At 69.8% G+C, this 17,220-nt stretch carries 15 protein-coding genes; 8 read left to right on the top strand and 7 right to left on the bottom strand.

Annotated features, from left to right (window positions below):
- Nucleotides 1–51 precede the first annotated feature (51 nt).
- Both QRN40_RS04805 and nirD read right to left on the bottom strand, forming a co-directional pair.
- Nucleotides 52–747, bottom strand: a complete 696-nt coding sequence (locus tag QRN40_RS04805) for a sirohydrochlorin chelatase (protein ID WP_285114363.1) — start codon at nt 745–747, stop codon at nt 52–54.
- Entirely contained in the window at nt 744–1,115 is a 372-nt protein-coding gene (gene nirD / locus QRN40_RS04800) for a nitrite reductase small subunit NirD (RefSeq protein WP_285114362.1), read from the bottom strand. Before nirD ends, QRN40_RS04805 begins: the two co-directional genes overlap by 4 nt.
- A 217-nt stretch (nt 1,116–1,332) precedes the next feature.
- Between nirD and nirB the strand changes: the two genes are divergently transcribed.
- Genes nirB through QRN40_RS04785 form a run of 3 tightly spaced genes read left to right on the top strand, consistent with a single transcriptional unit; the run spans nt 1,333 to nt 5,820 of the window.
- Complete coding sequence (nirB, locus tag QRN40_RS04795; RefSeq protein ID WP_285114361.1) at nt 1,333–3,912, top strand: nitrite reductase large subunit NirB; 2,580 nt, start codon at nt 1,333–1,335, stop codon at nt 3,910–3,912.
- Entirely contained in the window at nt 3,909–4,688 is a 780-nt protein-coding gene (gene cobA / locus QRN40_RS04790) for a uroporphyrinogen-III C-methyltransferase (protein WP_285114360.1), read from the top strand. The genes nirB and cobA overlap by 4 nt, the downstream gene beginning before the upstream one ends.
- 1 nt (nt 4,689) lies before the next feature.
- Nucleotides 4,690–5,820 carry a uroporphyrinogen-III synthase gene (locus QRN40_RS04785; RefSeq protein ID WP_285114359.1) on the top strand — a complete coding sequence of 377 codons (1,131 nt, stop codon included), beginning with the start codon at nt 4,690–4,692 and terminating at the stop codon, nt 5,818–5,820.
- 9 nt (nt 5,821–5,829) lie between these two features.
- On the opposite strand, the gene QRN40_RS04780 is transcribed toward QRN40_RS04785, so the two are convergent.
- Genes QRN40_RS04780 through QRN40_RS04770 form a run of 3 tightly spaced genes read right to left on the bottom strand, consistent with a single transcriptional unit; the run spans nt 5,830 to nt 10,921 of the window.
- Nucleotides 5,830–7,398 (bottom strand): FAD-dependent oxidoreductase, encoded by a 1,569-nt coding sequence (locus QRN40_RS04780; RefSeq protein ID WP_285114358.1) that lies wholly within the window; start codon nt 7,396–7,398, stop codon nt 5,830–5,832.
- The gene (locus QRN40_RS04775; protein WP_285114357.1) at nt 7,395–9,467 is read right to left on the bottom strand and encodes a molybdopterin oxidoreductase family protein; all 2,073 of its coding nucleotides are present in this window, start codon (nt 9,465–9,467) and stop codon (nt 7,395–7,397) included. Before QRN40_RS04775 ends, QRN40_RS04780 begins: the two co-directional genes overlap by 4 nt.
- Before the next feature lie 59 nt (nt 9,468–9,526).
- Nucleotides 9,527–10,921, bottom strand: coding sequence for an MFS transporter (locus QRN40_RS04770; protein WP_285114356.1), 1,395 nt, complete (start codon nt 10,919–10,921; stop codon nt 9,527–9,529).
- A 184-nt stretch (nt 10,922–11,105) separates the two neighbouring features.
- On the opposite strand from QRN40_RS04770, the gene QRN40_RS04765 reads away from it, so the two are divergent.
- The 4 genes from QRN40_RS04765 to QRN40_RS04750 all read left to right on the top strand — a co-directional run bounded on the left by QRN40_RS04765 (nt 11,106) and on the right by QRN40_RS04750 (nt 14,464).
- Entirely contained in the window at nt 11,106–12,323 is a 1,218-nt protein-coding gene (locus QRN40_RS04765; RefSeq protein ID WP_285114355.1) for a molybdopterin molybdotransferase MoeA, read from the top strand.
- Entirely contained in the window at nt 12,320–12,931 is a 612-nt protein-coding gene (gene mobA / locus QRN40_RS04760) for a molybdenum cofactor guanylyltransferase (protein WP_285114354.1), read from the top strand. The genes QRN40_RS04765 and mobA overlap by 4 nt, the downstream gene beginning before the upstream one ends.
- The gene (locus tag QRN40_RS04755) at nt 12,928–13,173 is read left to right on the top strand and encodes a DUF6457 domain-containing protein (RefSeq protein WP_285114353.1); all 246 of its coding nucleotides are present in this window, start codon (nt 12,928–12,930) and stop codon (nt 13,171–13,173) included. The genes mobA and QRN40_RS04755 overlap by 4 nt, the downstream gene beginning before the upstream one ends.
- Before the next feature lie 550 nt (nt 13,174–13,723).
- Entirely contained in the window at nt 13,724–14,464 is a 741-nt protein-coding gene (locus QRN40_RS04750; protein ID WP_285114352.1) for an SDR family oxidoreductase, read from the top strand.
- Nucleotides 14,465–15,043: 579 nt separating this feature from the next.
- Here the strand turns inward: QRN40_RS04750 and QRN40_RS04745 are convergent.
- Complete coding sequence (locus QRN40_RS04745; RefSeq protein ID WP_285114351.1) at nt 15,044–15,682, bottom strand: DUF1269 domain-containing protein; 639 nt, start codon at nt 15,680–15,682, stop codon at nt 15,044–15,046.
- A gap of 133 nt (nt 15,683–15,815) precedes the next feature.
- On the opposite strand from QRN40_RS04745, the gene QRN40_RS04740 reads away from it, so the two are divergent.
- A complete protein-coding gene (locus QRN40_RS04740) occupies nt 15,816–16,343 on the top strand; it encodes a hypothetical protein (protein WP_285114350.1) in 528 nt (175 codons plus the stop codon).
- A gap of 285 nt (nt 16,344–16,628) precedes the next feature.
- Here the strand turns inward: QRN40_RS04740 and QRN40_RS04735 are convergent, their stop codons facing one another.
- On the bottom strand, nt 16,629–17,045 hold the full coding sequence (locus tag QRN40_RS04735; protein ID WP_285114349.1) for a DUF7144 family membrane protein: 417 nt from the start codon (nt 17,043–17,045) through the stop codon (nt 16,629–16,631).
- Between the last annotated feature and the right edge of the window lie 175 nt (nt 17,046–17,220).

Below are 17,220 nucleotides of genomic sequence, written 5' to 3'. Positions count from 1 at the left end.
GAGAAGCCGCGATCCTCCGGGCTAGCCGACACAGCGGCGTGGGGACGCGGGTCAGGCAGTGGCGAGCACCGCGCGGGCCATGACGATTTCGACGAGCTCCAGCGGTGTGTGCTCCGCCGTCAGCAGGGGAGCTGTGACCACGTCTCCTCCCGCCTGCCCGGCAAGTGACGCGAAGTAGCCGGGGGCCAGCAGGTACGTGGCTATGAGGACCCGCCGGCCGGGGTTTCGAGACCGGGCGGCGGAGACTGCATCGGCCAGGCGGGGCGCTGCGGCGGAGATGAATCCGACGGAGACGGGCCTGCCCAGGTGCGATCCGAGCAGCTCGCCCATCCGCTCGCAGTCTCCCACTGCTCGTGTATCCGTGGAACCGGCGGCGGCCAGCACGATGGAGTCGTCGGGTCGCAGGCCGGCTTCCGTGAGCCGTTGGGCGAGGACGGCCGCGAGTCGCGGGTCGGGCCCGAGCGCGGGAGCCACGGTCGTCGGGACGGGGGAGGCGTCTGCGCTCTCGGCGAGGTCGACGAAGACGTGGTAGCCGGCCGAGAGCAGGAGGGGAACGATCGTCGCGTGGTCGACCTCGTTCGACGACTGCCCGAGGGCGGTCGGGACATCCGGCTGCTCGACGTCGACGTGGCAGCCGACGACTCGCACGGGCAGGCTGTCCGCGACGCGCTCCACCAGGCGGCGGACGGCGGCCTGGCCCTCTGGCGAGGAGGTGCCGTGTGAGGCGGCGAGGACCAACCCGGTCACTCGGCCTCCAGCTCGATCTCGATGAAGCCGCCGACGACCCGGGTGCGGAACGTGCGCAGGACGAGGGCAGGATCGGTGAAGCACTCACCGGTGCCGAGGTCGTACACCTCTTTGTGCAGCGGAGAGGCGACGGTCGGGCGATCGCCGCGGGAGCCGACGATACCGCGAGCCATGACGGGTGCGCCGCCCGCTGGGTCCTCGTGCGCGACCGCGTAGACCTCTCGGGGTGAGAGGAGGAAGAGCGCGATCTGGCGCATCCGGAGAAGCACGACCTCGCCCCAGGATGGTTCGAGGTCGTCGACACGACAGGCGGGCACCCAGTCGGTGCGCTCGACGTCAGACCGCGGGGGATTCTGCGTGATCGTCATGGTCCGACGCTATGGGCGGGATGTTTCCGCGACCGGCGAATCGTGTAACGACCGCGTGAAGCCGCGCTCACATCGCGAGAGCTGCAGTGTGCGCTCCGTGTTAACGAGAGGTCACACAGTCGAAACGGAGGGGAAACGCTGCTCTCCTACGCTCGAAAGGCACCGGGAGAGGTCCGACCGGTGCGGCGGCAGCCGCTGCAGACAGGAAGGGGCCCGCATGACGACCCGACGCACAGTGATCGTGGGAGGCGGACCCGCCGCGCACCGACTGGTGGATGCCCTCGTCTCGCGCGGTGGCGGCACGTCCCGGTCGCTCGTGGTCGTGTCCGAGGAGCCCTACCTGCCGTACGACCGCGTCCAGCTCAGCAAACGCCTCGCCGACGCCACGGTGGACCTCACGCTCGAGCCCGCCTCTCACTGGGAGGACGCGGCTGTCGAACTCCGGCTCGGGGAAGCGGCCACGTCGATCGACACCGTCGCCAGAACGATCGCGACGACGTCCGGTGCAGTACTCGACTATGACGATCTCGTGCTCGCCACCGGATCCTCGGCACCCGTTCCGGACATCCCCGGCTCCGCCGCATCCCGCGTTTACCGCACCATCGACGACGTCGACGCGCTGGTCGTCGAGGTGACGGAACTGCGCGAGCGACTCGGCCGCGCGCCACGGGTCGCTGTCGCCGGAGGCGGCCTGCTCGGGTTGGAGGCGGCCGGCGGTGTCGTTGCGCTCGGGGCCGAAGCGGTCATCATCCACTCGGGCGGCTGGCTGATGTCGGCGCAGCTCGACGAAGGCGCCGGGCAGGCGCTGGGCCGGCTGATCTCGGCGCGCGGCATCGATCTGCACCTCGGCACCCGCCCACGCGAGATCGTCGTGGGCGACGACGATCTCCCGGTGGCGGTGCGGTGCGCCGACGGGCGGACTGTCCCGGCCGACATCGTCGTCTTCTCGATCGGCATCCGTGCCCGTGACGAGCTGGCGAAGGAGGCCGGGATCGCGACGGCCGAGCGTGGCGGGATCGTCGTGGACGAGGGGTGCCGGACCTCCGACCCGTCGGTCTGGGCCATCGGCGAGGTCGCGGCGATCGACGGACGCACAGTCGGCCTGGTCGCCCCGGCGAACGCGATGGCGGAGACCGTGGCCGATCGTCTGCTGGGCGGTGACGCGACGTTCACCACCGTGGACGATGCGACCAAGCTCAAGCTCTCCGGTGTGGATGTGGCGAGCTTCGGCGACGCCTTCGCACGGGAGCCCGGCGCGCTGGAGATCGTCTACGCGGACCCTGCGCGGGGCCTGTACCAGAAGCTGGTCGTCAGCGACGACGCGAGGACTCTCCTCGGCGGAGTCTTCGTCGGTGACGCCGCGCCGTACGTCGGATTGCGACCGCTGCTCGGCCGGGAGCTCGACGCCGAGCCCGCGGCGTATCTCTCGGCGGCGGGCGCCGAGCCGCCCGCCGGCGGTGCACTGCCCGACGACGCGTTCGTCTGCTCGTGCAACAACGTGACGGCGGGAACTGTGCGGAGCGCCGTCGGCGACGGGTGCCACGATCTCGGCGAGCTGAAGGCCTGCACCCGCGCCGGGACCCAATGCGGCTCGTGCGTGCCGTTGGTGAAGAAGCTGCTGGAGGCAGAGCTCACCGCTGCGGGCGCGACCGTGTCCCGTGCGCTGTGCGAGCACTTCGCGCTGTCCCGGCAGGAACTGTTCGAGTCCATCCGGGTGCTGGAGCTGACCAGCTGGGAGGAGACGATCGCCCGGCTCGGCACCGGTCGGGGCTGCGATATCTGCAAGCCCGTCGTCGGCAGCATCCTCGCCAGCCAGCACAGCGGCTACCCTCTCGACGGCGGTCGCGGCCCGCTCCAGGACACCAACGACCGCGCCCTCGCGAACATGCAGAAGGACGGAACGTATTCGGTGGTGCCGCGCATCCCGGGCGGCGAGATCACCCCGCGGAAGCTCGGCGTCATCGCCGAGGTCGCCACCGATTTCGGCCTCTACACGAAGATCACGGGCGGGCAGCGGATCGACATGTTCGGCGCCCGGCTCGACCAGCTGCCGGAGATCTGGAAACGGCTGGTGGACGCGGGGTTCGAGTCCGGGCAGGCATACGGCAAGGCGCTGCGCAATGTGAAGAGTTGCGTGGGTTCCACGTGGTGCCGGTACGGGGTGCAGGACTCGGTCGGGATGGCCGTTGGACTCGAACTGCGGTACCGCGGCCTGCGCGCGCCGCACAAGTTCAAGTTCGGCGTCTCCGGATGCGCCCGTGAATGCGCGGAGGCCCGGGGCAAGGACGTGGGCGTGATCGCGACAGACAAGGGCTGGAACCTCTATGTCGGCGGCAACGGCGGCTTCCAGCCGGCGCACGCGCAGTTGCTCGCATCGGATCTCGACGACGAGACGCTGGTGCGGTACATCGACCGCTACCTCATGTACTACATCCGCACCGCCGACCGGCTGCAGCGCACGGCCAGATGGATGGAGGACCTCGACGGCGGTGTCGATCACGTCCGTCAGGTCGTCGTCGAGGACTCGCTCGGTCTCGGCGCCGAGCTGGAGGCGGCCATGGCCGCACACATCGACACCTACGAGGACGAATGGGCGGCGACCCTGCGCGACCCGGAGCGGCTGCGCCGGTTCCGCTCGTTCGTGAATGCACCGACGGAGGCGGACCCGTCCATCGCCCGGGTGGAAGAACGCGGGCAACTGCGTCCGGCCACGGCAGAGGAGCGCGCGGCAGGCGCCGTGCTGGTGGCGGGGACGACCATCCCGGTCCGTGAAGCGACAGAGGGAGAAGCACCATGAGTACTCGAATCGGATCCGTGACCCTGGTGGGCGGCGGCCCGGGCGACCCAGACCTCCTGACCGTCGCCGGGGTGCGCGCCCTGTCGGAGGCGGACATCGTGCTCTACGACCGGCTCGCGCCGCACGAGACGCTCGCCGCGATGGCGCCGCGCGCCGAGTTGGTCGACGTCGGCAAGCGGCCGGGTCATCACCCGATCCCGCAGGAGGAGATCCAGCGGATGATGGTCGCCGCCGCGCTCGACGGGGCGAACGTCGTCCGTCTCAAGGGCGGCGACCCGTTCGTCTTCGGTCGCGGCGGTGAAGAGGTGGAGGCGTGCCGCAGCGCGGGAATCCCGGTTGTCGTGGTCCCGGGAGTCACCAGCGCGATCTCGGTCCCCGCCGCTGCCGGCATCCCGGTGACGCACCGGAACACCTCCAGGATGTTCACCGTCGTCTCGGGCCACGCGCCGCTCTCCCCGGCCGAGCTCGAGCATCTCGCCGGACTCGGCGGCACCATCGTCATCCTCATGGGCATCACGAATTTGCCGTCGATCACTGCGGGTCTCCTGCGCTTCGGGATGGCCCCGGCGATGCCGGTCGCCGTCATCGAACAGGGCTATTCGGCACGGCAGCGCACAACCTTCGGCGAACTGACCACGATTCTGACCGAGTCGGTCCAGGCACGGGTCGCGTCTCCCGCGGTCGTCATCATCGGGGAAGTCGTCTCGCTGGCGCGCGGCGGCGACACGGACGCGTCGGCGGTGCTCGTCGACGCGGCGGCCGTGGCGGGATCCTGAAATGACGGACGAGCGGTCCGGCATCGCCGCGTTCCGGCCGGACCAGCTGGCCGGATTCCGGATCGGCGTCACCAGCGACCGGCGCTCGGCGGACCTGATCGACGCGTTCGAGCGCCGGGGAGCCAGCGTGCTGCATGCCCCGACGGTGCACATGCAGCACGCCGCAGACGACGCACCCGTCATCGCCGACACCGCGCGCGTCATCGCGGACGGCCCGGATGTGCTGCTCGCCACGACCAGTTACGGGATGCGCCGCTGGTTCGAGGTGGCAGACGCCGCCGGTCTGGGCGAAGACCTGCATGCGGCCCTGTCCGGGACGACGATCCTGGTGCGCGGTCCGAAGGCGCGCGGCGCGGTTCGTGCCGCAGGCCTGGACGACGCGGGCATGAGCGACGAAGAGACGACAGCCTCTCTGGTGAGCAAGGTCATGGCCGAGTTCCCGTCGGGGATCACCGTCGCCGTCCAGTTGCACGGGCAGACGGACGAGACCCAGCTGGAGCGTCTGCGGGCCGCCGGCAACCGCGTGCTCACCGTCGCGCCGTACACCTGGTCGGTCGCCGAGGACACGGATGAGCGGGCCACCCGGCTCGTGGAGGCCATCGCCGGTCGCCATCTCGACTGTGTGACCTTCACCAGCGCGCCTGCGGTCGACGGCTTGCTGATCGCCGCCCTGGCACGCGGCCGCTATCCGGAGGTCATCGAGGCTTTCCGCGAGGACGTCGTCGCCGCGACCGTCGGACCGGTCACCTCCACTCCGCTCGTGAGCGCGGGGATCGCACCGCTGCAGCCCGACCGATTCCGGATGGGGGCGCTGATCCGATTGGTCTGCGAGCACCTCGAGGCGCGGTCCACCCGTCGCATCAGCACGCGGCATGGCGACATCGAGTTGCGCGGAAGCGTCGCCGTCGTGGCGGGGACCGCTGTGCGGCTCACTCCCGCCTCACTGTCGTTGTTCCGCGCGCTTCTGGCCGCGAACGGCGCGGTGGTCTCCCGCCGGGACCTGTCGGTCGCCCTCGACGACTCCTGCGACGAGCACGCGATGGAGGTGTCGCTCAGCCGGCTCCGCCAGAGCCTCGGCACTCCTGGCCTCGTCGCCACGGTCGTCAAGCGCGGCTACCGCCTCGACGTCTGACGGCCGTGATCACGGAACCGCCGCCGCGGCGAGGATGGCGGCGATCCGGCCCTTGCAACCGCCGCATCCCGTCCCGGCCCGAGTGTCCTTCCCGACGCCGTCGACGGTGTCGCAACCGGACGCGACAGCGTCGCTGATCCGGCCGGCCGTGACACCGTTGCACCAGCACACGGTGGCGTCCGGGCCGAGCGGATCCTCGACGGGTGCAGTGCCGGCGTCGGCGGCGTCCAGCCGCAGCAGCGCGGACGGCTCGGCGGGGAGGCTCGCGTGGCGCTCGAACAGGAGGGTCAGCTCGGCGCCCGCGTGCGGCAGCCCCACCGAGATGAATCCCGCCAGCGCCCCCTCTCTCACGACGGTCTTGAGGTAGACGGCGCGAGCAGGGTCGAGCCAGACGGTGACCTCTGCGTCGGCATCCCACGGGTCCGCGGAGTGATCGCCTCCCGAGACGACGTCGATGCCGGTCGCCTTCAGCATCACGGCCGTCGGCCGTTCCCGGAGCGCCACGGCTGCGTCGGCGCCGGCGGTCGACCCTGTCGCCTCGGCGCGCAGCCGCCTCGCCAGCGCGCCGGCCTGTCGCCATCCGGGCCCGATCAACCCGCTCGGCGCACCAGGCACCCGGCCCGCTGCGTCGGCGTCCTCCGCCGACGCCACCTGAGCGCAGTCGCCGATGGCGAACACGTCGGGGTCCGTCCACGTGCGCAGCTCCTCGTCGACCAGGATGCCCGCCGAGCAAACCAGTCCGGCCGCAAGCGCCAGTTCCACCCGTGGCCCGACGCCGCAGGAGAGAACGAGGAGATCGCCCGGGATGTACGTCCCGTCGGCGCATCCGATGCCGTCGAAGACACGGCCGCCCTCGGTGTCGCGGAAGCCGATGCTCTCCGCGCGCGCGTGCGCCGCCATTCCGACGTCGAGCGCCTTGACGGCCCTGGTCAGCATCCGGCCGCCGGGCTCGTCGAGGTTGCGGGCCATCGGGGTCGGCCCGTGGTGGACGACGACCACCTGCGCCCCGTGACCCGCCGCGAGCAGTGCGAACTCCATCCCGAGCACGCCGGCGCCGAACACGACGATCGTGCCGCCCGCGGCGACCACGGGTGCGACGGCATCGGCGTCGGCGAGGTCACGGAGTGCGACCACGCCACGGGGGAGCGGGCGCGGGCCACGGTCGAGCCCCGGAGCGGGCATTGCGTCGCGTTCGCGTCGGCAATGCTGCAGCCCGTCGAGGGTCGGGATGTTCGCCCGCGCGCCCGTGGCGAGCACCAGCCGGTCGTAGGGGAGCTCGGCTCCGGACGAGGTCAGCACCCTCTGCCGCACGCGATCGATGGCGACGGCGGTGTCGCCCAGGCGGATGTCCGCGCCGGCCGTCCGAGCGGCGGGAGTGTCGGTGACGTTGAGCCGGTCGCGTCGTGCCGCGCCGACCGCGTATTCGGCGACGAGCACCCGGTTGTACGCGTCCTCGTCCTCCGCGCCGACGACGACGAGAGAGGTCTGGCCTGCCTCGATCGAGGGCAGCATCTCCTCCACGAACCGCGCGCCCACCGGCCCGTAGCCGACCAGGACGATCCGCAACGGCCGGCTCATGCCGCGCCCTCGACACCGGCGACGACCTCCGCGCGCTCGACCGTCACCGGGGTGCGCTTGAAGTCCGGCATCGCAGAGACCGGGTCGACAGCGGACCCCGTGAGCAGGTTGGCGCAGTGCGATCCGGCGAAGTGGAACGGGAGGAACACGGTGTCGAGGCGGATGCCGTCGGTGAGCAGCGCGGTCGCCTCGACGACCCCGCGCGCGTTGTAGACCCGCACCGGCTCGGCGTCTGCGATACCGAGCCGGGCGGCGGTCGCGGGGTGGATCTCCGCCCGCACACCAGGCTGTGCGGCGAGCAGCTCGGGGACTCGACGTGTCTGCGCCCCCGACTGATAGTGCTCCAACAGTCGTCCTGTGATGAGGGTGAGCTCACCCGGCTCGCGCCCGGCGGTGACCTCACGCGCGCGCACCGCCACCATTCGGGCGCGGCCGTCGTCGTGACCGAAACGATCGAGGAAGAGCCGGGGGGTGCCGTGAGACCCCGCCGGATACGGCCAGTGCGCCGCCTCGCCCACTGCCAGCTGCGCATCCAGTGTCGCGTGGCTGAGGCCCGAGTAGTCGGCGACACCCCCCTCCGATGCACGCGCCAACTCGTCGAACACGGCGGCAGGGTCGGTCGGCCAGACCGATGGCGCACCCAGCCGTCGTGCGAGCTCGGCCAGGATCTGGAGTTCGCTGCGCACCTCGGCGGGCGGGCCGATCGCTCGATGCCGGCGAAGGATGCGGCCCTCCAGATTCGTCATGGTGCCCTCCTCTTCGGCCCACTGCGTGACCGGTAGCACGACGTCGGCGAGTTCCGCCGTCTCGGACAGGACGAAGTCGCAGACCACCAGGAGGTCGAGCGCCTGGAGGCCGGCGCGGATCGCAGTGGTGTCGGGTCCGGAGACGACCACGTTGGCGCCGTGGACGAGGAGCGCACGCACGCCGCCTGGCTTGCCGAGCATCCCGAGCAGTTCGACGGCGGGAATGCCGGGCCCGGGGATGACGCCAGGGTCCACGCCCCAGACAGCGGCCACGGCGGCCCGGTGTTCGGGGTCCGCGATCTTGCGGTACCCGGGGAGCTGATCGCATTTCTGGCCGTGCTCGCGACCGCCCTGTCCGTTGCCCTGGCCGGTCAGGGTTCCGTATCCGGAGCCGGCTCGTCCGACCAGGCCGAGGACCAGGGCGAGGTTGATCGCCGCCGTCGCGGTGTCCGTGCCGTCGACATGCTGCTCCACGCCGCGTCCGGTGAGGATATACGTGCTGCGCCCTCGGGCGAGCCGGGCGGCGACCTCCCTCAACTGCGCGGCGGGGACGCCGGTGTGCTCCCGGACGCGCTCTGGCCACCAGGAGGCGACGCTGCGGCGGACGGCGTCGAAGCCGGTCGTGCGCGACTCCAGGTAGGCGGTGTCCGCGTTCCCGTCGGCGAGAACGAGATGGGTGAGCCCGAGCAGCACGATGAGGTCGGTGCCGGGCGCCGGCTGGATATGGATGCCTCCGCCTTCTGTTGTGAGCTGAGCGGTCTGGGAACGGCGCGGGTCCATCACGATCAGGCCGCCGGCGGCGCGGGCGCCCGCCAGATGGCCGATGAACGGAGGCATGGTGGCAGCGACGTTCGAACCGAGGAGCATGATGGTCTCGGCGTCGTCGAGGTCGGACACCGGGAACGGCATCCCTCGATCGACGCCGAAGGCGCGGTTTCCGGCGGCGGCCGCCGAGGCCATGCAGAAGCGTCCGTTGTAGTCGATACGGGAGGTGCCGAGAGCGAGGCGGGCGAACTTCCCGAGCAGGTACGCCTTCTCATTCGTGAGGCCGCCGCCCCCGAACACGCCGACAGCGTCGGCCCCGTCCTCCCGCCGGATCGCCGCGAGACGGTCGGCGATGAAGCCGAGCGCTTCGTCCCAGCCGGCGGGGCGGAACCGGCCCAGGGTGCGATCGCGGATCAGCGGGGTGACGAGCCGGTCGGGAATCGCGAGCAGTTCGGCGGAGGTCCAGCCCTTCTTGCAGAGGCCGCCGCGGTTGGTCGGGAACGCCCGCCCGGTGACCTCGATCGGGGCCGGGCCGCCGGGGGAGGGCGTGAGTGTCATGGCGCACTGCAGTGCGCAGTACGGGCAGTGGCTCGGCGCGGACACGGTCGGATCGCCCGTCAGATCCGCACCCCGCGGCGGCGGCCGTGCACCGCGATCGCGACGGTGATCGCGAGAAGCACGGCGTAGGCCGCGACGAACCAGCCGAGCCCGGCTTCGTACCCACCCGTGGTGGATTTGGAAAGGCCGAGCACCTGCGGGATGACGAAGCCGCCGTACGCACCGAACGCCGACACCATTCCGAGGGCCGCGGCTGCGGTCCGTTGAGCGGGGACGTCGCCGGCACTGTTGTGGCCGTCCGGAGCGCCGGAGCGCAGCGCGAACAGCGTGGGGATCATCCGGTAGGTCGCGCCGTTGCCCGCGCCGCTGGCGATGAAGAGGACGAGGAAGAACCCGAGGAACAGCCAGAAGTCGTCGAGCGGGAGGGTGAGGATGACCGCCGTCGCGCCCAGGGCCATGACGACGAAGGCTGCGATCGTCACGGTGCTGCCGCCGAACCGGTCGGCGAGTCGGCCGCCGAAGGGCCGCGCGAGCGATCCGACCAGTGCGCCGAGGAACGCGAGCGAGAGGGTGGCGCCTCCGAGCGGGAAGGCGCTGAAGGCGGGGAACTGGTCGGCGATGAGTTTGGGGAACACGCTCGAGAAGCCGATGAACGACCCGAAGGTGCCGATGTAGAGAAGTGACATCAGCCACAGCTCTGGGGCGCGAAGCGCGGTGAGCGAGGCCTTCAGATCGGCCTTGGCATGGGACAGGTTGTCCATCCGACGCCACGCGCCGACGATCGCGACGATGATCAACGGCACCCAGATCAGACCGGCGAGCGGCAGCTGCAGAGACGCACCGGCCCCGATCGTGATGACGATCGGCACCGCGAACTGCGCGACGGCCGCTCCGAGATTGCCGCCGGCGGCGTTGAGCCCGAGCGCCCAGCCCTTCTTTCGTTGCGGGTAGAAGAAGGTGATGTTGGCCATGGAGCTGGCGAAGTTGCCGCCGCCGAACCCGGCCAGCGCGGCCACGAGCAGCATCACGCCGAACGGGGTCTGCGGGTTCGAGACGCAGACCGCGAGTCCGATGGTCGGGATGAGCAGCAGGGCCGCCGAGATGATCGTCCAGTTGCGGCCGCCGAATCGGGGCACCATGAACGTGTAGGGGAAGCGCAGCGTCGCCCCGACCAGGCTCGGCATCGAGATCAGCCAGAAAGTCTGCGCGGTATCGAAGTGGAATCCCGCAGCGGGGAGCGAGACGACGACGATCGACCAGAGCTGCCAGACGACGAAGCCGAGGAATTCGGCGAAGATCGACCAGCGCAGATTGCGCTGCGCGATGGCAGCGCCCCCGGCCTCCCATTGTGCCCGGTCTTCTGCGTTCCAGCCGTCGATCCAGCGGCCGGGCCGGACGACGAGAGGAGCGGGAGCGGCCGGTGTTCCGGTGTGGCCGGAGACGGTGCTGGTCATCGTGAACCTCCTGCGGATGAGTGGTGCCACCACGCTAGGAAGACCGTGTTTCCGTCGACCGCGCGCGACGTGAAGACTGCGTGACCAACACCTCTCCACCGTCCGGGGGGGATGTGAGGGGAACGCAACCCGACTGTGACCGGCGGGCAACGGGCGCGACACTGCCGGCCTTTAGCGTGTCCCCATGGATGCGATCGCACACACTGTCGAGACCTATCGCGCCGCGGTGCTCGGCCTGGTCCGTCCCCTCGCCGCCGAACGCGTCCAGGTGGCCGCGGCCGTCGGCCGGGTGCTTGCCGAGCAGACGATCGCCCGCACCCCTGTGCCCAGGTTCGACAACGCGGCGATGGACGGATACGCCGTGCGGGAAGCCGATGTCGAGGGGACCACACCCGGGCGTCCGGCGAGTCTCGTCGTCACCGCATGCGCGCCGGCCGGCCACCGGCATGGCCGGCTCGTGGTCGGGCCGGGGGAGGCGGTGCAGATCATGACAGGCGCGCCGATCCCAGAGGGTGCCGACCGTGTGATCCCGGTCGAAGAGTCGTCAACCGGGAGCTTCGTCGACCGCGGGAAGGTGCTGCTCTGGGATGCGGGGAAGACTCACATCCGCCGCACCGGCGAGGACATCGCGGCGGGCGACCCGCTGCTGTCGGCGGGGGATGAGCTCACAGCACGCGGTCTCGCACTGCTCGCTGCAACCGGCCACGAAGAGGTGCTCGTGCACCGACGGCCCCGGGTCGCGGTGATCTCGTCCGGGGACGAGCTCTCCGCGCAGAGTGCGGGGGCCATTCCGGACTCGAACGCCGTCTATCTGCGCGCCGCCGTCGAGTCGCTCGGCGGCATCGTGAGCAGCTGTCGGCTCGCCGCCGACGATCCGATATCGGTCGCGCGCGTGCTCGACGCCGCGGCATGCGAGGCGGACCTGATCGTCTCGACCGGAGGTCTCGGCGCCGGGACCCGTGACCTGCTCGGCCGGATGGCCCAAGCGACACTGGGCGGGATCCTCGCACGGGTGGCGATGCGTCCCGGACGCCCGCAGGCTCTCGGGACGTGGTCCGGCGTTCCCTGGCTTGCGCTCCCTGGAACCCCGACCGCCGCGTTCGTATCCTTCGAGGCCTTCGTCCGGCCGGCACTCAACAGGCTCTCCGGACGTCCGGTCTCGGCGGGACCCGCGGCCGAGACGGTCTCAGAGGGCTGGAGCGGGTCGCCGGGCGCCGTCCGGTTCGTGCCCCTCGACGTATCCGACAGCCCGGGTGGGCTGTCCATCCGTCCGATGGGGCACCCCGGGCGGGCCGCTCACGCCCTGTCGGCGATGTTCGCCGCCCCATTGATCGGAGTCGTCGGTGCAGAGACCGGCGACGTGCGCGCCGGGCAGCTCCTGCGGGTCATCGAGCCCGCATGAGTGTGGCCGCGGTCATTCTCGCGGGCGGCCGGGCTCGACGGCTCGGGATGCCGAAACCGACGGTCGTCATCGGCGGCGAGACACTTCTGGACCGTGCAGTGCGAGCAACGCGCGCGGTGCCGACCGTCGTCGTGGGTCCGGTGGAGCCCATCGCTAAGTACGCGTTGCTCGGCTCGGTATCCATCACCCGGGAGGATCCGCCGTTCTCCGGTCCGGCTGCGGCCATCGCCGCCGGCCTCGACGAAATCGCTCGACGCGCGGTGATTGCCGACCGGATCCTGGTGGTCGCGTGCGATCTGGCCCGCGCACCCGAAGCGGTTGCCTTACTGCTCGCCCACGAATGGCACGGGGACGGAGCCACCTTCGGGGACGGGGTCGCCTTTCTCGACGGGTCCGGCCGACCGCAATGGCTGTGCGGCGTCTATCGCGCGACGACGCTGCGTGCCGAATGCTCCCGCCTCCGCCGGAAAACGGGACTCGACTCTCTCCCGGCGCGCCTCCTCTTCGAGCGGTTGCAGCTGACATTCCTGCCGGACCCCGACGGCCTGGCTTTCGACATCGATACCCCAGCCGATCTGGCGGCCGCACGAGCAAGGACACCGGCATGACGGAGCTTTCCGAGTGGATGACCATCCTCAACGCTGAGCTGGGCACCGACGTCTCGCCCGAGATCGTGTCCGCGGTGCTCGAGCTGGCGCGCGACGCCGCCCACAACGTGGTGCGGCGAGCCGCGCCCCTCTCGGCGTACCTGGCCGGCTACGCGGCGGGGGTCGCGCGAGCCGAAGCGTTCGAACTGGAGACGGCGATCGCGATACTCCAGCGGGCAGCGCGACTGGCCGCGAAACGCTGACTGATGCGGGATTCCCGGGTCCTGCCCACTTCCGCCGTCGACGGCTGCGGTGAGCCGCTCCCAGGACGCGCTGAAAGCGGCGATCGCGGCTCCCGTAGGCTCGGGCCGTATCACCGACGTCGTCGAGCGCCGAACAAGCGACGCGGGGAATCGAAGAACGACGCACCGGACGCTAATCGTCTGTTGGAGGCGCTGCCTGCGTCTGCGATTGCCAACGGTAGATCGGTCGCACCGGATCCGCTACAGCGAGAAGGAAATGATCGGTTGCGCCGCCGTTGCCTGTCGCAGGGAGGTCCACAAATGGAGGGAGGCGACCGTCGACCAACTCGATCCGCCGAGCAATTGCGCCGCTCGGGGAGCGCAAGATCGCGTCACGCCAGCGACGCGGTGGCCGGCTGCCAGGCATGCCACGACGTTACGCCCGCCACGGCGAATCAGAAGCGGTCGCTCCACCGCCGAGGACGACTGGGAGCGCGGGTTGCACCCTGGCGTGAATCGGTCTGATGGAGGTGTAATAACGCCGTCAGAATGCTCACCGGAGGGAGGCATCATGTTCGGCTCGAATGACCTCCGGGTCGCGCTGGTGACAGGCGGCTCGGGCGGAATCGGTAAGGCGAGTTGCGAGCGTCTCGCTGCTGCGGGAATGGCGGTCGCTGTCCACTACGCAGGCAACAGATCGAAGGCCGAAGCGATCGTCTCATCCATCGTGAATGCGGGCGGCCGGGCTCTCGCAGTCGGTGGTGACGTCGCCGACGAGGCCGAGATGGTTGCGGCGTTCGATGCGGTGGAGGCGGAGTTCGGCGGCATCGACGTCGTCGTGAATACGGCGGGGATCATGTTGCTAGGGCCGCTGGCGTCGTTTGATCTCGACGACCTGGACCGGATGCACCGGGTCAACATCCGCGGAACCTTCGTGGTGTCGCAGCAGGCGGTTCGCCGGGTGCGGTCCGGCGGCGCGATCATCAACTTCTCGACCTCGGTGTCGAAGCTGCAGTTCCCCGGGTATTCCGCCTACGCCGCCAGCAAGGGCGCCGTGAACGCGATGACCCTCATTCTCGCCCGTGAACTGCGCGGGAAGGACGTCACGGTGAATGCGGTGGCGCCCGGCCCCACGGCGACCGATCTGTTTCTCGACGGCAAGAACGACGACGAGATCGGGGGACTGGCGAAGGTGTCCCCGCTGGAGCGGCTCGGCACCCCGGAGGATATCGCCGACACGGTCGCGTTCCTCGCCGGCCCCGGCCACTGGGTGAACGGCCAGATCATCTATGTCAACGGTGGGGCGATCTAGGCGCAGAGCCGAAGGCGGCGAGCCGTCATTCAGGTTTCGATACCGTTGTCTGCGCGAACCGCACGCGAGTCACCATCGAGTGAGGTGAAAGTCGAGGGTCGACCGAGATAAGTCTTGCCAAGCTAGCCACCGCGAGCGGACACTATCCGGACTCGTTCGGACGTCCGCAGCATGACCCGCACGATCACCGTCGTCCTCGGGGCGCGTTCGGATGCGGCCTCGGCGCCCTCAGCGGCCGAATTCCGTTCGGCGGATCCGCCTGGAAACTGATCGTCTGGGCGATCATCGCGATCGGCATCGGCCTCCTCCCCACCGACCGGCTCACTGCACTGCTGGCATCCGGCGTCTACGGCTACCTCCTCTGCGCCGTCTTCCTCTAGACGGCCAACACCAGCAGCACGCCCGCGACCCAACGCATCCTCTTCGCCCTCGCCGTCGCCCTCGTCGGCCCCCTCTGCTCCATCGCGCTCACGCTGCTCACGCGAGTTATCTCCGGAAGATCTCGGAAACGTCTAGAGAAACGGCACGGCGGAGACCGTGCCGTTCTGCGAGCCAGGAGGTCGCCTCCGCGCAGCCGTTCTAATTCTTCTCGGCAGAATTGCTCTCGGTGGCGGAGGGTGCGTCGGCCGCACCACCGGAGCCGGCGGCGCTGTCCGAGTCTTTGCCCGCTGCCTTGATGTCCGCTGCGGCGGCGTCGTCGATAGCCTTCTCGACGATCCGGTCGGCCTTCTCGAGCGCCTTGCGGATCTTGACCTCACCGGGATTCGAGACGAGGGCGATGATGCCGGAGTGCCCGGGCGCGATCGCCTCCTCGAGCTCCTTTTCGAGCTCCTTCTTGTGGTGGCGCTCGCGCAGCTTGCCGATGAGGCCGCCGCCGGCGCCCACCACTACGGCGCTGGCGATGATCGACGGCGGGAAGAGTACACCCAGGACCGCCCCGCCGACAGCGCCCCAGGTGAGGCCGTCGCGAGTGCTGTGGTCGGTGGCCTTCTGCACTTCGAGCTTGCCGGCGGCATCCCGTCTGACGACGACGACCCCGTCGATCTTGACTGTGGCGCCGTCCTCGACCTTTTTCAGTGCTTCGTACGCCTCCATGGCGATGTCGGTGTCGGCGAAATCGGCGGCGATCAGCGTGTAGGCGCCGTCGCTGATGCCCGCCGCATTCACGCCGGCGGCCGCGTCGGTCCCGTCGCGTGGGGTGGATGTTGCATCGGTCATGTCAGGTCTCCTTAACGAGCGGTGACTGCCGTTCGGCGGCAAGTATAGGAGGGGGCTTCGCCTGCGGCTATGCAGGATCGGGGAGCTCTTCAGCGGGTTTGCACCACCTGATCCGGCAACGGGTGGAAGCGCCGTGGATGGCGATCCGTCTCACGGGCTGCTGCGTATCCCAGGGCCGACGGACCGCGGTGATCGGGTCGGTCTTCCCGACCCGGAGGAGACGAAGGAGTGCGTGGAGACGGTTAGCCGGTACGCGGGCGAGGGGTGGGCGATCGCCGCCGACACGCGCACCCTGATCGGCCGACTAGCCGCGCTGACCACGGAAACGGCGTACGTACGGTTCGTGGCGTTCGACCGGGTCGTTCAGTCGACGACACGATCCTCGATCACGGCGACGTTCCAAGACGAACGAATGGAACACGGCGGCTTCAGCAGTGAGCGCGGCCAGCGCCCACCCATCCATCACGTAGCGCGATCCGCAAGCCTGTGGTTACGCGAAGATGGTCCATTCCGCCCGGTCGAGGATCATCGGTTGGCCCTGCGCGATGACCTGCCAGGTGTTCTCGTCACGGCCCGCGTACTCGACGACGAGGGTCGTGTACTTCCAGTCGCCGGCGACGCGGTTCCAGTGGACGAGGGAGATGGTCTGCCCGTTTCGTAGATACGGGACAGGGCCAATTCCTCGGGGTGTGGTTCGTGCTCTACAGCTGCATGGATCGTCACGATGTTCCCCTCTCCAGCGAGTCGACACGCACCGTTGCCCGTGCGTCGGAAGTGCCGAGTGTGGATAGTGTCCGCGCGCGGTAGCTAGCTTGGCAAGACTTACCTTGGCCCGGTGTTCGATTTTCACCTGATGGGAGGGACTCGCGCGCGGTGCGGGTGCGTCCACGAACACCCCCGTGCGTCGCGGGAATCTCTGATCACCGCGCGCGAGCGTCGCGGGATGTCAGGAGCGCAGTTCTCTGCCGTGGACGGTCACGGCGTAGATGACCAGGACGTCGAGCCCGATCATGATGATCGCCCACCAGGGCTGGGCGGGGAGCGAGAGGACGTGGCTGACCGCGTTGATAGCGACGACGATTGTGACGAGGATGCGAGCCCAGGCTCGGCCGGTCAGCAGGAAGAACGCCAGCACGACCATGGCCAAGCCGATGATCAGCGACCACCACCCCCATCCGGCGACGTTGAACGATGCCGCCCTGCCTTGCGGGCCGACGAAATACGCGGTGTTCGGGCCGATGATCGCCATGAGGCCGTAGATGATGTCGATCGCCGCGCCGATCAGCAGCACGATCCCTGCGAAGTAGATCCAGCCGACCCAGCCTGTGCGCTGAGCGGCGTTATGAGCGTCTGTCCTAGTCATCTGAACCAACCTCCTGAGCGGAGTCCGCGATGCGCTGTTGCCCATCTGGCTGCATGATGCAGCGACTATCGGGTCGTTGGCTACACAGCTCTCGGTCGCCTGCCGCCCGACGCTGCGGACGCTCTGTTCAGTAGTCGTAGAGGTCCAGGTCGGGCCACTCGTCTACCTCTTGCCG

Origin of the sequence: Leifsonia sp. fls2-241-R2A-40a (assembly GCF_030209575.1) — a bacterium.
GTDB lineage: Bacteria > Actinomycetota > Actinomycetes > Actinomycetales > Microbacteriaceae > Leifsonia.
This window is presented reverse-complemented; position numbering and strand designations above follow the sequence as displayed.